General features: G+C 70.7%; 14 protein-coding genes. 8 read left to right on the top strand and 6 right to left on the bottom strand.

Going from position 1 to position 18,165, the window contains the following annotated elements:
- The first annotated feature begins 29 nt into the window (after positions 1-29).
- From HYQ63_RS14335 to HYQ63_RS14345, 3 genes are read left to right on the top strand one after another with little or no spacing between them, the layout of a single operon-like run.
- Positions 30-1,295 (top strand): ABC transporter substrate-binding protein, encoded by a 1,266-nt coding sequence (locus tag HYQ63_RS14335; RefSeq protein WP_179934181.1) that lies wholly within the window; start codon positions 30-32, stop codon positions 1,293-1,295.
- Positions 1,295-2,209, top strand: a complete 915-nt coding sequence (locus HYQ63_RS14340; RefSeq protein ID WP_179934182.1) for a carbohydrate ABC transporter permease — start codon at positions 1,295-1,297, stop codon at positions 2,207-2,209. The genes HYQ63_RS14335 and HYQ63_RS14340 overlap by 1 nt, the downstream gene beginning before the upstream one ends.
- Positions 2,209-3,072 carry a carbohydrate ABC transporter permease gene (locus tag HYQ63_RS14345; RefSeq protein WP_179934183.1) on the top strand — a complete coding sequence of 288 codons (864 nt, stop codon included), beginning with the start codon at positions 2,209-2,211 and terminating at the stop codon, positions 3,070-3,072. Before HYQ63_RS14340 ends, HYQ63_RS14345 begins: the two co-directional genes overlap by 1 nt.
- On the opposite strand, the gene HYQ63_RS14350 is transcribed toward HYQ63_RS14345, so the two are convergent.
- Positions 3,030-4,109, bottom strand: coding sequence for a helix-turn-helix transcriptional regulator (locus HYQ63_RS14350; RefSeq protein WP_179934184.1), 1,080 nt, complete (start codon positions 4,107-4,109; stop codon positions 3,030-3,032). The genes HYQ63_RS14345 and HYQ63_RS14350 overlap by 43 nt on opposite strands.
- A 451-nt stretch (positions 4,110-4,560) precedes the next feature.
- On the bottom strand, positions 4,561-7,287 hold the full coding sequence (gene ppdK, locus HYQ63_RS14355) for a pyruvate, phosphate dikinase (RefSeq protein WP_179934185.1): 2,727 nt from the start codon (positions 7,285-7,287) through the stop codon (positions 4,561-4,563).
- 493 nt (positions 7,288-7,780) lie between these two features.
- Between ppdK and HYQ63_RS14360 the strand changes: the two genes are divergently transcribed.
- Entirely contained in the window at positions 7,781-9,100 is a 1,320-nt protein-coding gene (locus tag HYQ63_RS14360) for a hypothetical protein (protein WP_179934186.1), read from the top strand.
- 84 nt (positions 9,101-9,184) lie between these two features.
- On the opposite strand, the gene dusB is transcribed toward HYQ63_RS14360, so the two are convergent.
- On the bottom strand, positions 9,185-10,324 hold the full coding sequence (gene dusB / locus HYQ63_RS14365; RefSeq protein WP_179934187.1) for a tRNA dihydrouridine synthase DusB: 1,140 nt from the start codon (positions 10,322-10,324) through the stop codon (positions 9,185-9,187).
- A 134-nt stretch (positions 10,325-10,458) separates the two neighbouring features.
- On the opposite strand from dusB, the gene HYQ63_RS14370 reads away from it, so the two are divergent.
- Entirely contained in the window at positions 10,459-11,958 is a 1,500-nt protein-coding gene (locus tag HYQ63_RS14370) for an MFS transporter (RefSeq protein WP_179934188.1), read from the top strand.
- Here the strand turns inward: HYQ63_RS14370 and HYQ63_RS14375 are convergent.
- Positions 11,925-12,803, bottom strand: coding sequence for a helix-turn-helix transcriptional regulator (locus HYQ63_RS14375; RefSeq protein WP_179934189.1), 879 nt, complete (start codon positions 12,801-12,803; stop codon positions 11,925-11,927). The two genes, HYQ63_RS14370 and HYQ63_RS14375, sit on opposite strands and share 34 nt — an antisense overlap.
- A gap of 101 nt (positions 12,804-12,904) precedes the next feature.
- Here HYQ63_RS14375 and HYQ63_RS14380 point away from each other — a divergent pair, with 101 nt between their 5' ends.
- From HYQ63_RS14380 to HYQ63_RS14390, 3 genes are all read left to right on the top strand, one after another.
- Positions 12,905-14,380: an MFS transporter gene (locus HYQ63_RS14380; protein ID WP_179934190.1), complete on the top strand. Its 1,476-nt coding sequence runs from the start codon at positions 12,905-12,907 to the stop codon at positions 14,378-14,380.
- A gap of 239 nt (positions 14,381-14,619) precedes the next feature.
- Entirely contained in the window at positions 14,620-15,639 is a 1,020-nt protein-coding gene (locus tag HYQ63_RS14385; protein ID WP_179934191.1) for an aldo/keto reductase, read from the top strand.
- Positions 15,640-15,647: 8 nt separating this feature from the next.
- Positions 15,648-16,235, top strand: coding sequence for a TetR family transcriptional regulator (locus tag HYQ63_RS14390; RefSeq protein WP_179934192.1), 588 nt, complete (start codon positions 15,648-15,650; stop codon positions 16,233-16,235).
- Positions 16,236-16,273: 38 nt separating this feature from the next.
- On the opposite strand, the gene HYQ63_RS14395 is transcribed toward HYQ63_RS14390, so the two are convergent.
- Together HYQ63_RS14395 and HYQ63_RS14400 are read right to left on the bottom strand one after the other, a co-directional pair.
- On the bottom strand, positions 16,274-16,576 hold the full coding sequence (locus tag HYQ63_RS14395) for a hypothetical protein (RefSeq protein WP_179934193.1): 303 nt from the start codon (positions 16,574-16,576) through the stop codon (positions 16,274-16,276).
- A 136-nt stretch (positions 16,577-16,712) separates the two neighbouring features.
- Positions 16,713-18,095: a glycine--tRNA ligase gene (locus tag HYQ63_RS14400; protein ID WP_123104010.1), complete on the bottom strand. Its 1,383-nt coding sequence runs from the start codon at positions 18,093-18,095 to the stop codon at positions 16,713-16,715.
- Between the last annotated feature and the right edge of the window lie 70 nt (positions 18,096-18,165).

Genomic DNA, 18,165 nt, shown 5'->3' on the forward strand with positions numbered 1-18,165 from the left:
GAGACGAGGCACCGAGGGGGCGCGGTCACATGTCCATCAGCCGTAGGAGACTGCTCGGCACCGGCGGCGGGCTCGCCCTGGCCGGGGCGACGGGCGCAGGGTGCGGATCCAACACCGGACGGGGCGGGGACGACAGGAACGGCAAGCCGACGCTGTCGCAGTGGTACCACCAGTACGGCGAGCCCGGCACCGAGCAGGCGGTGAAGCGGTACGCGGACGACTTCGACGACGCCCGCGTCGAGGTCCAGTGGCGGCCGGGCAACTACGACCAGCAGACGGCCGCCGCGCTGCTGACGAAGTCCGGGCCGGACGTCTTCGAGGTCAACGGGCCGACGCTGGACCAGATCCAGGGCGGGCAGGTGGTCGACCTGACGGACCTCCTCAAGGAGGCGAAGGACGACATCAACCCGGCCGTGCTCGCCCCCAAGACGTACGAGGGCAAGGTCTGGGCCATCCCGCAAGTCGTGGACATGCAGCTGCTCTACTACCGCACCAGCATGCTGAAGGACGCCGGGGTGGAGCCGCCCCGGACCCTGGACGCGCTGGTCGACGCGGCGAAGGAGCTGACCACGAAGAACGTCAAGGGGCTGTTCCTTGGCAACGACGGCGGCCCCGGCGTCCTCGGCGGCACGCCGCTCAACGCCGCCGGACTGGAGCTGATCACCGAGGACGGAAAGGTCGGTTTCGACGACCCGGCGGCCGCCCGCGCGCTCGGCAAGCTGCGCCAGCTGTACGCGGAGAAGTCGCTGCTGCTGGGCGCGCCGTCGGACTGGTCGGATCCGGCCGCGTTCACCCAGGGGCTGACGGCCATGCAGTGGTCGGGGCTGTGGGCGCTGCCGCAGGTGCAGAAGGCGCTGGGGGATGACTTCGGGGTGCTGCCGTTCCCCCAGGAGGGCGCGCAGGGGCGGCCCGCGGTGCCGGTGGGGGCGTACGGCGCGGCGGTGAGCGCACGCAGCGAGCACAAGGAGCTGGCGAAGGCGTACGTCAAGTGGCTGTGGGTGGAGAAGACGGAGTATCAGGAGGACTTCGCGCTCACCTACGGCTTCCACATCCCGGCCCGGATGTCGCTCGCGCAGAAGGCCCCCAAACTGCGGCAGGGCGCGGCGGGCGAAGCGGTGCGGTACGCCACCGAGCACGGCCACGCCGAGCCGCTGCTGTGGACGCCGGCGAGCAAGGTCGCGTACCAGGACGCGCTGAGCCGCATCATCAAGGGCGGCGCGAACCCGGAGAGCGAGCTGCGGTCGGTGGTCCGTAAGACCGCGGCGGAACTGCGCCGCGTGCAGAAGAAGAGCTGATGCCCGCCAAGTTGCTGGGGCGTCAGAACCGTACGCTCTGGTTCTGGGTGTTCGTCGGCCCCTTCGTCCTCGGTCTGACCCTCTTCACGTACGTCCCCCTCGCCTGGAGCGCCTACCTCAGCTTCTTCGACGCGCACAACACGGTCACGCCGACCCGCTTCGTCGGGCTGGACAACTACGCGGCGATGCTGCGCGACGACGCGTTCACCGGCAGCCTGGTGACGTTCCTGGTGTTCACGGCCTTCATCGTCCCGGCGACCTATGTGCTCTCGCTCTCCCTCGCGCTGATGGTGAACCGACTGCCCCGGGCGCAGGCGTTCTTCCGGTCGGTGTTCTTCCTGCCGGTGGCGTGCAGTTACGTCGTGGCGGCGCTGATCTGGAAGATGTCGATCTTCAACGGGGTGCGGTTCGGGCTGGCCAACACCGTCCTGGGCTGGTTCGGCGCCGATCAGATCGCCTGGCTGTCGACCACCGATCCGCCCTGGTACTGGCTGGTGATCGTCACCGTGCGGCTCTGGCTCCAGGCGGGCTTCTACATGGTGCTGTTCCTGGCCGGGCTCCAGCGCATCTCGCCGCGGCTGTACGAGGCGGCCGCCGTGGACGGGGCCCGGCCGGGGTGGCAGGTATTCCGGCACATCACCTTTCCGCAGCTGCGGGCGACGTCGGTCGCGGTGGTGCTGCTGCTGGTGATCAACGCGTTTCAGGCGTTCGACGAGTTCTACAACCTGCTGGCCGACTCGCGCGGCTACCCGCCGTACGCCCGCCCGCCGCTGGTCTACCTCTACTACACGGCGCTCGGGCAGGGGCAGAACCTGGGCCTCGGCAGCGCGGGCGCGGTGATCCTGGCGCTGATCATCGCGGTGGTGACGGTGGTGCAGGCGCGCTGGTTCGGCCTGGGCCGGAAGGAGGACTGATGCGCCCTCGTCAAAACCCGCACGACGTACGGGACGCCCTGGTCAGGGCAGGACGCGCGGTGCGACTCATCCTGCTGATCGCCCTCGCGCTGCTGTTCCTGATCCCGTTCTATCTCCTCGTACGCAACGGCCTGTCCAGCGAGGCGGACATCACCTCGCCCGGCTGGACGATCTTCCCGGGCGAGCTGCACTGGTCGAACGTCACCGAGCTGTTCGACGACCCGAACGTGCCGATGGCGCACGCGCTGCTCAACTCCTCCCTGATCGCCGTCCTCACCACCCTCGGCACCGTGCTGCTCGCGTCGCTGGCCGGGTACGGGCTGGCCCGCATCCCGTACCGCTACGCCGACGCCGTCTTCTACTGGATCCTGGGCACCCTCATGGTCCCGGCCGCGGTCACCTTCGTCCCGAGCTTCGTGCTGGTCAGCTCGCTCGGCTGGATCTCCACGCTGCGCGGTCTCGTCGTGCCGACGCTGTTCAGCGCGGTCGCGGCGTTCATCTTCCGCCAGTACTTCCTGGGCTTCCCGAGGGAGCTGGAGGACGCGGCGCGGGTGGACGGGCTCGGCTACTGGCGTACGTACTGGCAGGTCGTGGTGCCGAACGCGCGGCCGGTCTTCGCGGCGGTCGGCACGATCGTCTTCATCGGCGCCTGGAACTCCTTCCTGTGGCCGCTGGTCATCGGCCAGGACCGGGAGGCGTGGACGGTCCAGGTCGCGCTGTCGACGTTCACCACCGCCCAGAGCGTCAACCTCCACGAGCTGTTCGTGGCGGCCGCCGTGTCGATCGTGCCGCTGCTGGTCGTCTTCCTCGTCCTCCAGCGCTACATCGTCGCGGGCGTCGAACGCACCGGCATCGACGACTGACGCCCCGCACCCCGCGGCGGGGCCGCCGGGCCGCCGCCGCGCAGCAGGGCGGCGCCCAGCGGGGTGAGGGTGTGCAGGACGGCGCCGCCCTGGCGCAGCGTGTGGACGAGCCCCGCCTCGCGCAGCACGCTCGCGTGCTGGCTGGCGGAGGCGAGCGATACGCCGACCCGGCGGGCGAGTTCACTCGTCGTACAGCCGCCGCCGACCTCCAGCAGCACCGCCGAGCGGGTGTGGCCGACGAGCTTGCCGAGGACACGCGTCTGCCCGCCCGGCGCGGCGGGCGCGGCGACCGCGGGCGCGACACCGGCCCGCGGGTGGGGCGGGGTGCCGCTCCGGGCGTGTTCGACGGGGTAGACGAGAACCGGGGTCAGCTCGGGATTGAGATACGTCACCGGGGTTCTGCGGCAGAAGAACGACGGCAGGAGCAACAGCCCCCGGCCGCGCAGCTCCAGGTCCCGGTCGACGGGGTAGTCCACCTCCAGCACGGGCGCGCGCCAGCGCATGGTCGGCGGCAGCGAGGACAGCAGCCCGTCGGCGCCCCCGTCCAGCATCGCCCGGCCGCGGGCCGCCCGGTCGGCCTCGATGCGGGCCTGGATGTGCGGCCAGTACGGGGCGACGGCGGCCTCGTGGTACGAGCGCAGCACCGTCACCAGCCGGTCCAGCGGCCGCCGTTCGCCCTGCGCCAGCCCACGTATCCAGCCCGGCAGGGCCCGGGCCGAGGGCAGCCGCTCGATCTCGGCGTGCAGCCGCTCGGCGGGCGTCGCATGCAACGCGTCCATGGCGGCGTCGCACCCGATTACGCCTTCGGCGGGCGTCAGGAAGTCGGGGAAATAGCCCCGCGAGGGAATGAGCGGAGCCAGCAGCCGCCCTTCGCCGTTGAGTCGGTTACGCGCCTCCGAGCGCCATTCCCCGTATACGGTCTCCGCACGGTTCTCGCGCAACCGGTGGAAACTTAAAACGGTCTCCCAGAGCGCGTCCGGGCGGATTGCCATCCGCAGCCGGGCCAGATCGAGTTCACTGAAATGAACACGTAGCACCAGACCCTCACAAGTGACATGGTGACCGCCCCCCGACCACCGTTGAGTATGCACGCTGGCACGGTCAGTGACCACGCCCTTTTGGCCAGATGTGAAAGGGGGAGCGCTACGCCCCGTCCAAGAGGAAAGCTGTTCTTCGGGAAAACCGGGCGCGCCGGGAAACACCACCGACGTCCGTCCGTAATTCAACAGGCGGTGCTCTGGGCCGTATTGCTCGTTCCCGTGGGGGGTGACGAGTGCGCAACGGCGACAGGGCACTTGTTGCCGCCCGATCCGATGCCGGGCGGCAACGGCTCCCGTGGGGGGAGTGAGAGGGGGCGGCACCTCCGCACAAGGTGCCGCCCCCTTTGAGAGCCGGGGTCGCTGCCGGGTGAGGGTGGGTGTCCCGGCTGTGGTGCCCCGGTGGCCTTATCGGCTCGGGCTCGCCGCCGTCATCGGCGCGGGCTCGCCGTCAGCGGCCGTTGGCCGCCGCGCGGCCCGACTCCAGGCGGGCGACGGGGATGCGGAACGGGGAGCAGGAGACGTAGTCCAGGCCCACCTCGTGGAAGAAGTGGACGGACTCCGGGTCGCCGCCGTGCTCACCGCAGACGCCGAGCTTGAGGTCCGGGCGGGTGGCCCGTCCGGCCTGGGCGGCGGCGCGGACCAGGGAGCCGACGCCGTCCTTGTCGATCGTCTCGAACGGGCTGACGCCGAAGATGCCCTTCTCCAGGTACGCGGTGAAAAAGCTGGCCTCGACGTCGTCGCGGGAGAAGCCCCACACGGTCTGGGTGAGGTCGTTGGTGCCGAAGGAGAAGAAGTCGGCGGACTCGGCGATCTGAGCGGCGGTCAGCGCGGCCCGGGGCAGCTCGATCATGGTGCCGAGGGCGAGCTTGAGGTCCACGCCGTGGGCGCGCTCGACCTCGGCGATGATCTGCTCGGCCTCCTCGCGGACGATCTCCAGCTCCTGGACGGTGCCGACGAGCGGAATCATGATCTCGGCGCGCGGGTCGCCCTTGGCGTTCCGGCGGGCGGCGGCGGCCTCGGCGATGGCCCGGACCTGCATGGCGAACAGGCCGGGGATGACGAGGCCCAGGCGTACGCCGCGCAGGCCGAGCATCGGGTTCTGCTCGTGCAGCCGGTGGACGGCCTGGAGCAGCCGCAGGTCGTTCTCGTTGTGGTCCTTGCGGGACTCGGCGAGCGCGACGCGCACCGACAGCTCGGTGATGTCGGGCAGGAACTCGTGCAGCGGCGGGTCGAGCAGCCGGACGGTGACGGGGAGCCCGTCCATCGCCTCGAACAGCTCCACGAAGTCCTTCTTCTGGAGCGGCAGCAGCTCGCCGAGCGCGGCGTCGCGCTCCTCGTCGCCGTGGGCGAGGATCAGCCGCTCGACCATCTCGCGGCGCTCACCGAGGAACATGTGCTCGGTGCGGCACAGCCCGATGCCCTGGGCGCCGAAGCGGCGGGCGCGGGCGGCGTCCTCGGCGTTGTCCGCGTTGGCCCGTACCCGCAGGCGGCGGACCCGGTCCGCGTACGCCATGATCCGGTGCACGGCGCCGATCAGTTCGTCGGCGTCGTCGGCGCCCGCGTGCATCCGGCCCTCGAAGTACTCGACCACCGGGGACGGGACGACCGGGACCTCGCCCAGGTAGACCTTGCCGGAGGAGCCGTCGATCGAGACGACGTCGCCCTCCTCGATGACCAGGTCGTCCTTGCCGTCCGCGCTCGGTACGGTCATGCGGCGGCGCTTGGTGTCGACCTCCAGGTCCTCGGCGCCGCACACACAGGTCTTGCCCATGCCGCGGGCGACGACGGCGGCGTGCGAGGTCTTGCCGCCGCGGGAGGTGAGGATGCCCTCGGCGGCGATCATGCCGTCCAGGTCGTCGGGGTTGGTCTCGCGGCGGATGAGGATGACCTTCTCACCGGAGCGGGACCACTTGACGGCGGTGTACGAGTCGAAGACGGCCTTGCCGACGGCGGCGCCCGGGGAGGCGGCGATGCCGCGCCCGATCTTCCGTACGGCGTCGCTCGCCGCGGCCTCCTCGTCGAAGCGCGGGAACATCAGCTGCGCGAGCTGCGCGCCGTTGACCCGGCGCAGCGCCTCGGCCTCGTCGATCAAGCCCTGGTCGACCAGCTGGGTGGCGATCCGGAAGGCGGCACCGGCGGTGCGCTTGCCGACCCGGGTCTGGAGCATCCACAGCTTGCCGCGCTCGATGGTGAACTCGATGTCGCACAGGTCCTTGTAGTGCGTCTCGAGCGTTTCCATGATCTGCATCAGCTCGTCGTACGAGCGCTTGTCGATCTGCTCCAGGTCCGCGAGCGGAACGGTGTTGCGGATGCCCGCGACGACGTCCTCGCCCTGGGCGTTCTGGAGGTAGTCGCCGTAGACGCCCTGGTGGCCGCTGGCCGGGTCGCGGGTGAAGGCGACGCCGGTGCCCGAGTCGGGGCCGAGGTTGCCGAAGACCATGGAACAGATGTTGACCGCGGTGCCCAGGTCGTGAGGGATGCGCTCCTGGCGGCGGTAGAGCTTGGCTCGGTCGCCGTTCCAGGAGTCGAACACGGCCCGGACGGCGAGGTCCATCTGCTCGCGCGGCTCCTGCGGGAAGCTGCGGCCGGTCTCCTGGGAGACGATCGTCTTGAACTCGGCGACCAGTTTCTTGAGGTCGGCGGCGTCCAGGTCGATGTCGACGGTGACGCCCTTGGCCTGCTTGGCCGCGTCGATGGCCTCCTCGAAGAGGTCGCCGTTCACGCCCAGCACGGTCTTGCCGAACATCTGGATCAGGCGGCGGTAGGAGTCCCAGGCGAACCGGTCGTCGCCCGCCTGCGCGGCGAGCCCTGCGACGGACTCGTCGGAGAGGCCGATGTTGAGGACGGTGTCCATCATCCCGGGCATCGAGAACTTCGCGCCGGAGCGTACGGATACCAGGAGCGGGTCGTCGGCCTGGCCGAGCTCCTTCCCCATCTTCCCTTCGAGGGCTTCGAGGTGCGCACTCACCTCGTCGCGGAGGGCCGTGGGCTCGGAACCACTGTCGAGGTAGACCTTGCACGCCTCGGTGGTGATGGTGAATCCCGGTGGCACGGGGAGACCGAGATTGGTCATCTCGGCGAGGTTCGCACCCTTCCCGCCGAGCAGGTCCTTGAGATCCTTGTTGCCCTCGGTGAAGTCGTAAACGAACTTCTGCTGATCTTGTGTTTCCGGCACGGGACTCGATCTCCTCGGCTCGGCTGCCCTGACGGCGGGGAGCGTACCCAGATCGAAGGCTCCTGAGTATGTCCACTCCACCGTCATTCGGCTGTAACCACCCGCCTGCCACGTGTTCGAAAGGGCAGCGGCAAAAGGAGTGGCGTGGGCCACTCCTTCAAGAGTCGAACACATGCACACGCCACGCATAGGGCCGACAGGTGGTTGATCACTGTGTGTTATCACTGGCTCGAGGGCTCGAACATCGGAAGCATGGCACTGAGTGCCAAGCATTGAGGAGGTGAGCGCAGCGGACGACCGCCGAGCCACCCCTCCGCTTCCGCTCATCTGAGCGAAGGCTTGATCAGAGTGGCGAGAATCACCCCCCTCCAGAGTGCCTCGTCTCACTCTATGGACACCAACGAGAGGGTGCTTGCTCAGATGAGCGATTCGCAGGTGAGTGGCGGTCGCAGGGCCGGTATCGTGCCCCCACACGCCATGATGAGGAGGCCCCGTGACCAGCGCCCGGCGCGCGCTCGCGCAGGTGGTGCCCGGCGCGCGGCGCGTCCTCGACGAGAACTGGACCGGCTCCTCCACGGTCCCCTCCCGCGGCCTCTATCCGCACCAGTGGAGCTGGGATTCGGCGTTCATCGCGATCGGATCGCGTCATCTTTCGGTACGCCGCGCCCAGCGGGAACTGGAAACCCTGCTCACGGCCCAGTGGGACGACGGACGGATCCCCCACATCGTCTACAACCAGGCGGTGCCGCCGGGCGCCTACTTCCCGGGCCCCGACTTCTGGCGGCCGTCCACGGGGAACACCGGCGCCCCGCCCGGCGTCGCGACCTCCGGGATCATCCAGCCGCCGGTGCACGCGCTCGCCTGTCTGCTGGTGCACCGCGCCGACCCGCGCGCCTCGGTGCGGTCCGGCTTCCTGGCCCGTACGTACCCCCGGCTCGCCGCCTGGCACCGCTATCTGACCGACCGGCGCGACCTGGGCGGCGGCGGTCTGGTGGCGGTGGTCCACCCCTGGGAGCCGGGCATGGACAACAGCCCCTGCTGGGACGCCCCGCTGGCCCGCGTCGAACCCGTACCGCCGGAGACGTTCCACCGCGCCGACCTCGACCACGGCGCGGCCACCGACCGCCCGACGGACCTGGACTACGGGCGGTACGTGCGCCTCGCGGCGGGCTACCGGGACGGGGGCTACGAGGACCGCCCCGGCGCGCCCGCCTTCGTGGTCGAGGACCCGGGCGTCAACGCGCTGCTGATCGCCTCCGAACACGCCCTGGCCGAGATCGCGCGGAGCGTCGGCGCGGACCCCCGCCCGCACCACGCCCGGGCGGCCCGTCTGACGGCCGCCCTGCTGGACCGGCTGTGGGACCCGGCCGCCGGGCTGTTCCTGTGCCGCGATGTGGTGGGCGGTGGCCTGATCCCCGAGCTGAGCGCGGCGGGCCTGCTGCCGCTGCTCGTCCCGGAGCTGCCCCGGGCCACGGTCGACGCGCTGCTCCGCACCGCCGCGGGCGAGCACTTCGGGCTGGGCACCTCGGTGCGCCTGGTGCCCAGCTACGACCTGCGCGGCCCCGCCTTCGACCCGTCCCGCTACTGGCGCGGCCCGGCCTGGTTCAACGTCAACTGGCTGCTGGAGCGCGGCCTGCGGCTGCACGGCGCCGTCCCCGAGGCGGACGCGCTGCGGGCCGCGGCCCTGGAGGTGGCCGCCGCCTCCGGGTTCGCCGAGTACGTCGACCCGTACACGGAGGAGGCGCGCGGCACCCGGGACTTCAGCTGGACGGCGGCGCTGACGCTGGACCTGGCGGTCGGCTCGTCCCTTTGACGGCTCGTCCCCCTGACGGCTCGTCCCCCTGACGGCTCGTCCCCCTGACGGCTCGTCCTGCTGACCGCTCGTCCTCCTGACCGCTCAGCCGCCCGAGGTGTCCAGCTCCGCGTCCGCGGTCACGCCCGCGCAGTCGTACGGGTCCGCCAGCCAGCCGTCCGGGAGCACCACCCGGTTGCGGCCCGAGGTGCGGCCGCGGGGGCCGTCGGCGCCGGGCGGCCACTCCTGGTCCAGGTCCAGCTCGGCCAGCAGGTCGTCCAGTTCGGCCAAGGACGAGGTGATCGCGAGCCGCTTGCGCATCTCGGAGCCGACCGAGAAGCCCTTGGTGTACCAGGCGACGTGCTTACGGAAGTCGATCACGCCGCGCTCCTCGTCCTCCAGCCACTCGGCGAGCAACTCGGCGTGGCGGCGCATCACGGCGGCGACCTCCTTCAGCGTGGGCCGGGCGGAACCGGCCCCGCCGCCCGGTTCGAACGCCTCCACCAGGTCGCCGAAGAGCCACGGCCGCCCCAGGCAGCCGCGCCCGACGACCACGCCGTCGCACCCGGTCCGGTCCATCATCCGCACCGCGTCCTCGGCGGACCAGATGTCGCCGTTGCCCAGCACCGGGATCTCCGGGACGGTCTCCTTCAGCCGCGCGATGCTGTCCCAGTCCGCCGTGCCGCCGTAGTGCTGGGCCGCCGTGCGGCCGTGCAGCGCGATCGCGGTCACGCCCTCCTCGACCGCGATCCGGCCCGCGTCGAGGTAGGTGATGTGGTCGTCGTCGATGCCCTTGCGCATCTTCATGGTCACCGGCAGCGGGCCTGCGCCCGTCACGGCCTCGCGCAGGATCGCGCGCAGCAGGTTCCGCTTGTACGGGAGCGCCGAGCCGCCGCCCTTGCGGGTCACCTTGGGCACCGGGCAGCCGAAGTTGAGGTCGATGTGGTCGGCCAGGTCCTCGTCCACGATCATCCGCACGGCCTTGCCGACGGTCACCGGGTCGACCCCGTACAGCTGGATGGAGCGCGGCTTCTCGGTGCCGTCGAAGTGGATCAGCCGCATGGTCTTGGCGTCCCGCTCGACCAGCGCCCGGGTCGTGATCATCTCGCTGACGAACAGCCCCTTGCCGCCGCTGAACTCCCGGCACAGGGTGCGGAACGGCGCGTTGGTGATCCCGGCCATCGGTGCGAGCACGACCGGTGGCTGGACCGTATGCGGGCCGACCTTCAGCTGCGTCTGGGTCATGGGGTGAGGCTTCCTTCGGGGGCGGGTACGAGGGTTCGTAGGGACCGGAGCTCTCATTGTCCCGCACCCGCGCAGGGGATCGGCCGGGCGGTTCGTACCCTCCGTAATCCACGACATCGTTGTAGCGTTCAACCATGCCTGAGCTCAGTCCTCGGCGGCGCATGCTCGTGCTGGCGATCTGCTGCATGAGCCTGCTGATCGTCAGCCTCGACAACACCGTGCTGAACGTCGCCCTGCCCTCGATGCGGAGCGATCTGAACGCCTCGGTCTCCGGAATGCAGTGGACGATCGACGCGTACACGCTCGTCCTCGCCGCGCTGCTGATGCTCGCCGGGTCGACGGCCGACCGGATGGGGCGCAAGCGCGTCTTCCAGGCCGGGCTGGTGATCTTCACCCTCGGCTCGGCGCTGTGCAGCGTCGCGCCCAGCCTGGGGGCGCTGGTCGGCTTCCGCATGGTGCAGGCCGTCGGCGGTTCGATGCTCAACCCCGTGGCCATGTCGATCATCACCAACACCTTCACCGAGCCCCGGGAGCGGGCGCGGGCGATCGGCGTATGGGGCGGGGTCGTCGGCATCAGCATGGCCGCCGGGCCGATCGTCGGCGGGGCGCTGGTGGAGTCGATCGGCTGGCGCTCGATCTTCTGGATAAACCTTCCGGTCGGGCTCGCGGCGGTGGTACTCACCGCCCGCTTCGTGCCGGAGTCGCGCGCTCCGAAGCCCCGCAGGCCCGACCCCATCGGCCAGCTGCTGGTCATCGCCGTCCTCGGCTCCCTGACGTACGCCATCATCGAGGCGCCGGGGCACGGCTGGGACTCGCCGCTGATCTCCGTCTGCACGGCGGTCGCCGTCGTCGGGCTCGTCGCGCTGATCCGCTACGAGCGGCGGCGTCCCGAACCGCTGATCGACGTGCGCTTCTTCCACAGCGCCCCCTTCAGCGGGGCGACGGTCATCGCGATGAGCGCGTTCGCGGCGCTCGGCGGCTTCCTCTTCATGAACACGCTCTATCTCCAGGACGTCCGCGGGCTCGACGCCCTGCACGCCGGGCTGTGGATGCTGCCGATGGCGTTCATGTGCTTCATCTGCGCACCGCTGTCCGGGCGGCTGGTGGGCCACGGCGGCCCCCGGCTGCCGCTGCTGCTGGCCGGGGTGACGATAGGAGCCAGCGGGGTGCTGTTCGCCGTGTTCGACGCCGAGTCCAGCAATGTGCTGCTGCTGACCGGCTATGTGCTGTTCGGTATCGGATTCGGACTGGTCAACGCGCCCATCACCAATACGGCGGTCTCCGGGATGCCCCGTTCACAGGCCGGGGTCGCCTCCGCCGTCGCCTCCACCAGCCGCCAGGTGGGCCAGTCGCTCGGGGTCGCGGTGATCGGCGCGGTGCTGGCCGCGGGCGCGGCGGCCGGGGCGGCGGGTGCGGCGCCGGGCCACAAGGCGTCGGCGGCGGCCGCCGCCGCGTTCGTGGACGCCGCCCGGCCCGCCTGGTGGATCATCGCCGGATGCGGTGCCGTCATCCTGCTGCTGGGTGCCGTGACCACCGGCCGCTGGGCGCTGGCCACCACCCGGCACGCCGCCGCGCTGTTCGGTGACGGCGGGCCGACGGGTCAAACCTCGGCCAATTCGAGCGCGAGGGCGTGAAGCTGCTCCAGGCGCTCACGGGTCTCGGTGTCCACCGGGGTGTAGGTGAGCAGCTTGGGCCCCTGGTTGGGGCCGGTCCACAGACTGGTCGAGGTCAGCCGCAGCACGCCCACCGTCGACTGCCGGAAGACCTTGATCTTGTCGCTGGGCCGCAGCACCTCATGGCGCGCCCAGATCTCCCGGAACTCCGGTGAGGCCTCCTCCAGCCGCCTCAGCAGCGCCTTCCAGGCGGGCTCGGCGACGTGTTCGGCCATCGCGGCGCGGAACTTGGCGGCCATCAGCCGGATCGTCTCGTCCCGGTCGACCAGGCTCGCGCGCCAGTCGTCGTTGGTGAAGGCCAGCCACATGCAGTTGCGGTCCTCCGGCGGCAGCGCGTCCAGGTCGCACATCAGCAGCCGGTAGGTTCGGTTGTACGCGAGGAGGTCGAACCGGGCGTTCTGCACGCACGCCGGGAACGGCTCCAGCTGCTCCAGCATCACCTGGAGCGACTGCGGCACCCCGGAGCACTCGCTCCCGGGGGTCGGATCGATCTCCCCGGCGAGTACGAAGAGGTGCGCGCGCTCGCTGCGGTCCAGCAGCAGCGCGCGGGCGATGGCGTCGAGGACCTGCACCGACACATGAATGTCCCGGGCCTGCTCCAGCCAGGTGTACCAGGTGACGCCCACCGTGGAGAGCTGGGCGACCTCCTCGCGGCGCAGCCCGGGGGTCCGCCGGCGGCGGCCGCGGGGCAGCCCCACCTGTTCGGGGGTGATCCGCTCCCGGCGGCTGCGCAGAAAGGCCGCCAGCTCGGTCCGTCTGATCGCGGCCCCGCCGATGGCCGTGGCACCCTGCACCGTGATGGTCATGGCTCCAGAGTGCCCCAGGGCTCAGCCGGTTGCCAGGTACTTCTTGTACCAGGATAAAGACACTCTGGTACCCGGCTGAGCGCGGCGCGATCGTCTGAAGCGTGACCGAAACAGAAATTCGTGCCAGAACCGCCGCCCCGGCCGCCTCAGCCGCCCGCGGCACCACCACGACACCGTCCGCCGCTACACCGCACGGCGGGACGCTGAGCGGCCCGGGGCTGTTCACCCTGCTGCTCGGGGCGGCGCTTCCTCTGATCGACTTCTTCATCGTCAACGTGGCCCTGCCCACCATGGACCGCGACCTGGACGCGGGCCCGGCCATCCTGGAACTGATCGTCGCGGGGTACGGGGTGGCGTACGCGGTGCTGCTCGTCCTCGGCGGACGGCTGGGCGACTCCTTCGGGCGGCAACGGCTCTTCCTCGCCGGAATGGCGGCCTTCGGGGTGACCTCGCTGGCCTGTGGGCTCGCGCCGGACGCGTGGAGCCTGGTCGCGGCGCGCGTCGCGCAGGGCGCCGCGGCGGCGCTGATGCTGCCTCAGGTGCTCGCCACCATCCACGCCTCCACCACCGGCTCGCGCCGCGCCCGCGCGCTCAGCATGTACGGCGCGACGGCCGGTCTCGCCATGGTGGCGGGGCAGATCCTGGGCGGGGTGCTGGTGGCAGCGGACATCGCGGGCACCGGATGGCGCGCGGTCTTCCTGGTCAACGTCCCGGTCGCGCTGATCGGCCTGGTGCTGGCCCTGCGTACGGTGCCCGAGACCCGCTCGGACCGGCCCGCGCCGGTGGACGTGCCGGGCACGGTACTGCTGGCCGTCTCGCTGATCACGCTGATGGTGCCGCTGACCGAGGGGCGGGCGGCGGGCTGGCCGCTGTGGACCTGGCTGCTGCTGGGTGTGTTCCCCTTCGCGGCGACGGCGTTCTACGTGATCGAGCGCCGCGCCGACCGGGCCGGTACCACTCCCCTACTGCCGCCGAGCCTGTTCGCGCTGCGCGGGCTGCGGCGCGGACTTCCGATGCTGATGCCGTTCTCGATCGGCTTCGGCGGCTTCATGTTCGTCATCGCGGTCGCCCTGCAACAGGGCCTGCGCTACGGGCCGGTCGCGGCCGGTCTGGCGCTGGCGCCGATGGCCGCCGCCTTCTTCGTGGCCTCGCTCATGGGGCCGCGTCTGGTCGGCCGGTACGGCAGCCGCGTGGTGACCGCCGGCGGGCTGCTCCAGGCCGTGGGCCTCGGGCTGCTGATGCTGGCCGTGGCGCGTGACTGGCCGGACCTGTCCCTGGCGGGGCTGCTGCCGGGCGTCGCGCTGGCCGGATTCGGGCAGGGGCTCCAGCTGCCGGTGCTGGTCCGGATCGTGCTGTCCGAGGTGCCGAACGAGCGGGCCGGGGTGGGCAGCGGCGTGATGGTCACGACCCAGCAGTCCTCGCTGGCGCTGGGCGTCGCCACGCTCGGCACGCTGTTCCTCGCGCTGGCGCCGTCGGTGGGGATGGGCGACGCGCTGGTAATCACGCTCGCGGCCCAGCTCGCGGCGGTCGCGCTGACGGTGCTGCTGAGCCTGCGGCTGCCGCGCGTGGTGGCGTGAACGGGGTGGGGAGAGCGGACGGACGATAACAGCCGAGCGATATCAGGCGGGCGGTATCAGGCGGGCGACATCAGGCTGGCGATGACAGCCAGAGGATGACAGACAGGCGATGACAGCCAGGGGATGACAGACAGGCGATGACGGGTAGGCGATGACAGATATTGAAATCTGTCATCGCATCTGCCACGCTTGCCAACGCACCCGTATGGAACCCCCGAGTCCCCGCAAGGAGCACCCCCATGCAGATGCGCCAACTCGGCACCACCGGCCCCCAGGTCTCCGCGATCGGCCTCGGCTGCATGGGCATGTCCGCCCTGTACGGCCCCACCGACCGCGCCGAGTCCCTCGCCACCATCCACGCGGCGCTCGACGCCGGGGTCACCCTGCTGGACACCGGCGACTTCTACGCCATGGGCCACAACGAACTGCTCATCAACGAGGCCCTCCGCACAGCCCCCGCCGCCCACCGCGAAAACGCCCTGCTCAGCGTGAAGTTCGGCGCCCTCCGCGGCCCCGACGGCGGCTGGTCCGGCTATGACGGCCGCCCGGCCGCCGTCAAGAACTTCGCCGCCTACTCGCTCCAGCGCCTCGGCACCGACCACATCGACGTCTACCGCATCGCCCGCGTCGACCCCGACGTCCCGATCGAGGAGACCGTGGGCGCCATCGCCGAGCTGGTCGAGGCCGGGTACGTACGGAACATCGGGCTGTCCGAGGCGGGCGCGGAGACCATACGCCGGGCCGCCGCCGTCGCCCCCATCTCCGACCTCCAGATCGAGTACTCGCTGATCTCCCGCGGCATCGAGGACGAGATCCTGCCGGTCTGCCGTGAGCTGGGCGTCGGCATCACCGCGTACGGCGTGCTCTCCCGCGGGCTGATCAGCGGCCACTGGAGCCGGGACCGCAAGCTCGCCGAGGGCGACTTCCGCAGCTTCAGCCCGCGCTTCGGCGACGAGAACGTCGACCACAACCTCGGCCTGGTGGAGGCCCTGCGCAAGGTCGCCGACGACAAGGGCATCAGTGTCGCGCAGACCGCCATCGCCTGGGTGCTCGCCCAGGGCCCCAAGCACGCCACGGCCATCGTGCCGTTGATCGGCTCCCGCACACGTGCACAGCTGACGGAGGCGCTCGGCTCCCTGGGCGCTACGCTCGACGCCGACGACCTGGCCGCGATCGAGGAAGTCGTACCAGAAGGCGCTGCCGCGGGCGACCGCTACCCGGAGGCGCAAATGACCTTCCTCGACAGCGAGAAGAAGTAAGGGACCCGATGCCGCCGCCCGAGACACCCCTGACCCCCGACCGCGTCCTCGAAGCCACCGAGGACGTGCTGCGCCGCTTCGGCCCGGCCAAGGCCACGGTCGTGGACGTCGCTCGCGCGCTCGGGGTCAGCCACGGCAGTGTCTACCGCCACTTCCGTACCAAGGCGGCCCTGCGCGAGGCGGTCACCCAGCGGTGGCTCGACCAGGCACACGACGAACTGTCCGCCATCGCCCGCGCCAAGGGCCCGGCGGCCGAGCGGCTGCGCGAGTGGCTGGCCACCCTCTTCGCCGCCAAGCGGCGCAAGGCGGGCGACGATCCGGAGCTGTTCGCCACCTATCTGTCCCTGGCCGACGAGAACAGCGGCACCGTCGCCCGGCACATCGAAACGATGGTCGGCGACCTCACGAAGATCGTCGAAAGCGGCCTCGCGAGCGGCGAGTTCAAGACGCCCAACGCCCGCAAGACGGCCCAGGCCCTGTGGTCCGCGACGGCCCACTTCCACGACCCGGTCTATGCCGAAGAGTGGTCGGACCCCGGCGCGGAACTGGCCTTCGCCGACCTCTTCACCCTGCTGCTGAACGGCCTGCGGGCGTAGACACCGTCCGGGCGCCCCGCCCCGGGGCGACCTGCGGGTCAGCCCTGGGACGCCGCCCACCACAGCATCACCGCGGCCACCGCGAAGCACGCGAACATGATGAGCAGGGCTTGGCGGCGGGCGGCCGCGTCGGCGGTCATGCGAGGGGAGCCGAGGGCGCCGTGGGCCTGGGCGAGGTGGTCGAGGCCCTTGTGGCGGGCGCCGCCGTAGGTGATCTGTTCCTGCCAGTCACAGTGCAGGCAGCCGAGGAGCCGCCGCTGCCCCCGGCCGTAGCCGTAGCTGACCTCGAAGACGGTGCCGTCCTCGCTGATGGCGGTGATGTGGTGCGTCACGCCTCGCATGGTTGGTGAACCCCCGTTCCTGCCGAACCCCTGCCGAACCGAACCTGCCAAGCCGACGACGGGCTCCGGCGCCGCGGCATTCTATCCGCGGCGCCGAAGCCCGTCCTCGTGCTGTGCGCCCTGTCGTACGCGCTGGTCAGCAGCCGATCAGTCGGCCGCCCAGGTACGACTGGATCTGGTCGAGGGAGACCCGCTCCTGCTTCATCGTGTCGCGTTCGCGCACGGTCACCGCGTTGTCGTCGAGCGTGTCGAAGTCGACGGTGACGCAGAAGGGCGTGCCGATCTCGTCCTGGCGGCGGTAGCGGCGGCCGATGGCGCCCGCGTCGTCGAACTCGATGTTCCAGTGCTTGCGCAGGTCCGCCGCGAGCCCCTTGGCCTTCGGGGACAGCTGCGGGTTGCGGGACAGCGGCAGCACCGCGACCTTGACCGGGGCGAGCCGCGGGTCGAGCCGCATCACGGTGCGCTTCTCCAGCTTGCCCTTGGCGTTGGGCGCCTCGTCCTCGATGTACGCGTCGAGCATGAAGGCCAGCATGGCGCGGCCGACGCCCGCCGCCGGCTCGATGACGTACGGGGTCCAGCGCTCCCCGGCCTCCTGGTCGAAGTACGACAGGTCCTGGCCGGACGCCGCGGAGTGCGCCTTGAGGTCGTAGTCGGTGCGGTTGGCCACGCCCTCCAGCTCACCCCACTCGGAGCCGCCGAAGTTGAAGCGGTACTCGATGTCGGCGGTGCGCTTCGAGTAGTGGGAGAGCTTCTCCTTCGGGTGCTCGAACCAACGGATGTTGGCTTCCTGGAGGCCGAGGTCCCGGTACCAGTTGTAGCGCTGCTCCATCCAGTACTCGTGCCAGGTCTCGTCCTCACCCGGCTTGACGAAGAACTCCATCTCCATCTGCTCGAACTCACGGGTGCGGAAGATGAAGTTGCCCGGCGTGATCTCGTTCCGGAAGGACTTGCCGACCTGCGCGATGCCGAACGGCGGCTTGCGGCGCGAGGTCTGCTGCACGGCGAGGAAGTTGGTGAAGATGCCCTGGGCGGTCTCGGGGCGCAGGTACGCGACCGAGCCGGAGTCCTGGGTCGGGCCGAGGTGGGTGGAGAGCAGCCCGGAGAACTGCTTGGGCTCGGTGAAGCTGCCCTTGTTGCCGCAGTGCGGACAGTTGAGGTCGGCCATGCCGTTCTCGGGCAGCTTGCCGTGCTTGGCCTCGTAGGCCTCCTCCAGGTGGTCCGCGCGGAACCGCTTGTGGCAGGAGGTGCACTCGGTCAGCGGGTCCGTGAAGGTGGCGACGTGGCCGGACGCCTCCCAGACCTCACGGGCGAGGATCACGGACGAGTCGAGTCCGACGACGTCGTCGCGCGAAGTGACCATGGAACGCCACCACTGGCGCTTGATGTTCTCCTTCAGCTCCACGCCGAGCGGTCCGTAGTCCCAGGCGGCGCGCTGGCCGCCGTAGATCTCGCTGCACGGATAGACGAAGCCACGGCGCTTGCTCAGGCTGACGATGGTGTCGATCTTGTCGGCGGCCACGGTGCTCTCTTCATTGATGACGACATTGGAGGACGCGAAGCGAATGCTTCAGGTTACCGGCGGCGGCACC

The sequence above is a fragment of the Streptomyces sp. Rer75 genome, from assembly GCF_013414305.1.
Lineage (GTDB): Bacteria > Actinomycetota > Actinomycetes > Streptomycetales > Streptomycetaceae > Streptomyces > Streptomyces himastatinicus.

Coding starts and splice junctions, on each gene's coding strand:
- HYQ63_RS14335 (WP_179934181.1), top strand. CDS start 30: ATGTCCATCAGCCGTAGGAGACTGCTCGGCACCGGCGGCGGGCTCGCC.
- HYQ63_RS14340 (WP_179934182.1), top strand. CDS start 1,295: ATGCCCGCCAAGTTGCTGGGGCGTCAGAACCGTACGCTCTGGTTCTGG.
- HYQ63_RS14345 (WP_179934183.1), top strand. CDS start 2,209: ATGCGCCCTCGTCAAAACCCGCACGACGTACGGGACGCCCTGGTCAGG.
- dusB (WP_179934187.1), bottom strand. CDS start 10,324: ATGACCCAGACGCAGCTGAAGGTCGGCCCGCATACGGTCCAGCCACCG.
- HYQ63_RS14370 (WP_179934188.1), top strand. CDS start 10,459: ATGCCTGAGCTCAGTCCTCGGCGGCGCATGCTCGTGCTGGCGATCTGC.
- HYQ63_RS14375 (WP_179934189.1), bottom strand. CDS start 12,803: ATGACCATCACGGTGCAGGGTGCCACGGCCATCGGCGGGGCCGCGATC.
- HYQ63_RS14385 (WP_179934191.1), top strand. CDS start 14,620: ATGCAGATGCGCCAACTCGGCACCACCGGCCCCCAGGTCTCCGCGATC.
- HYQ63_RS14390 (WP_179934192.1), top strand. CDS start 15,648: ATGCCGCCGCCCGAGACACCCCTGACCCCCGACCGCGTCCTCGAAGCC.
- HYQ63_RS14395 (WP_179934193.1), bottom strand. CDS start 16,576: ATGCGAGGCGTGACGCACCACATCACCGCCATCAGCGAGGACGGCACC.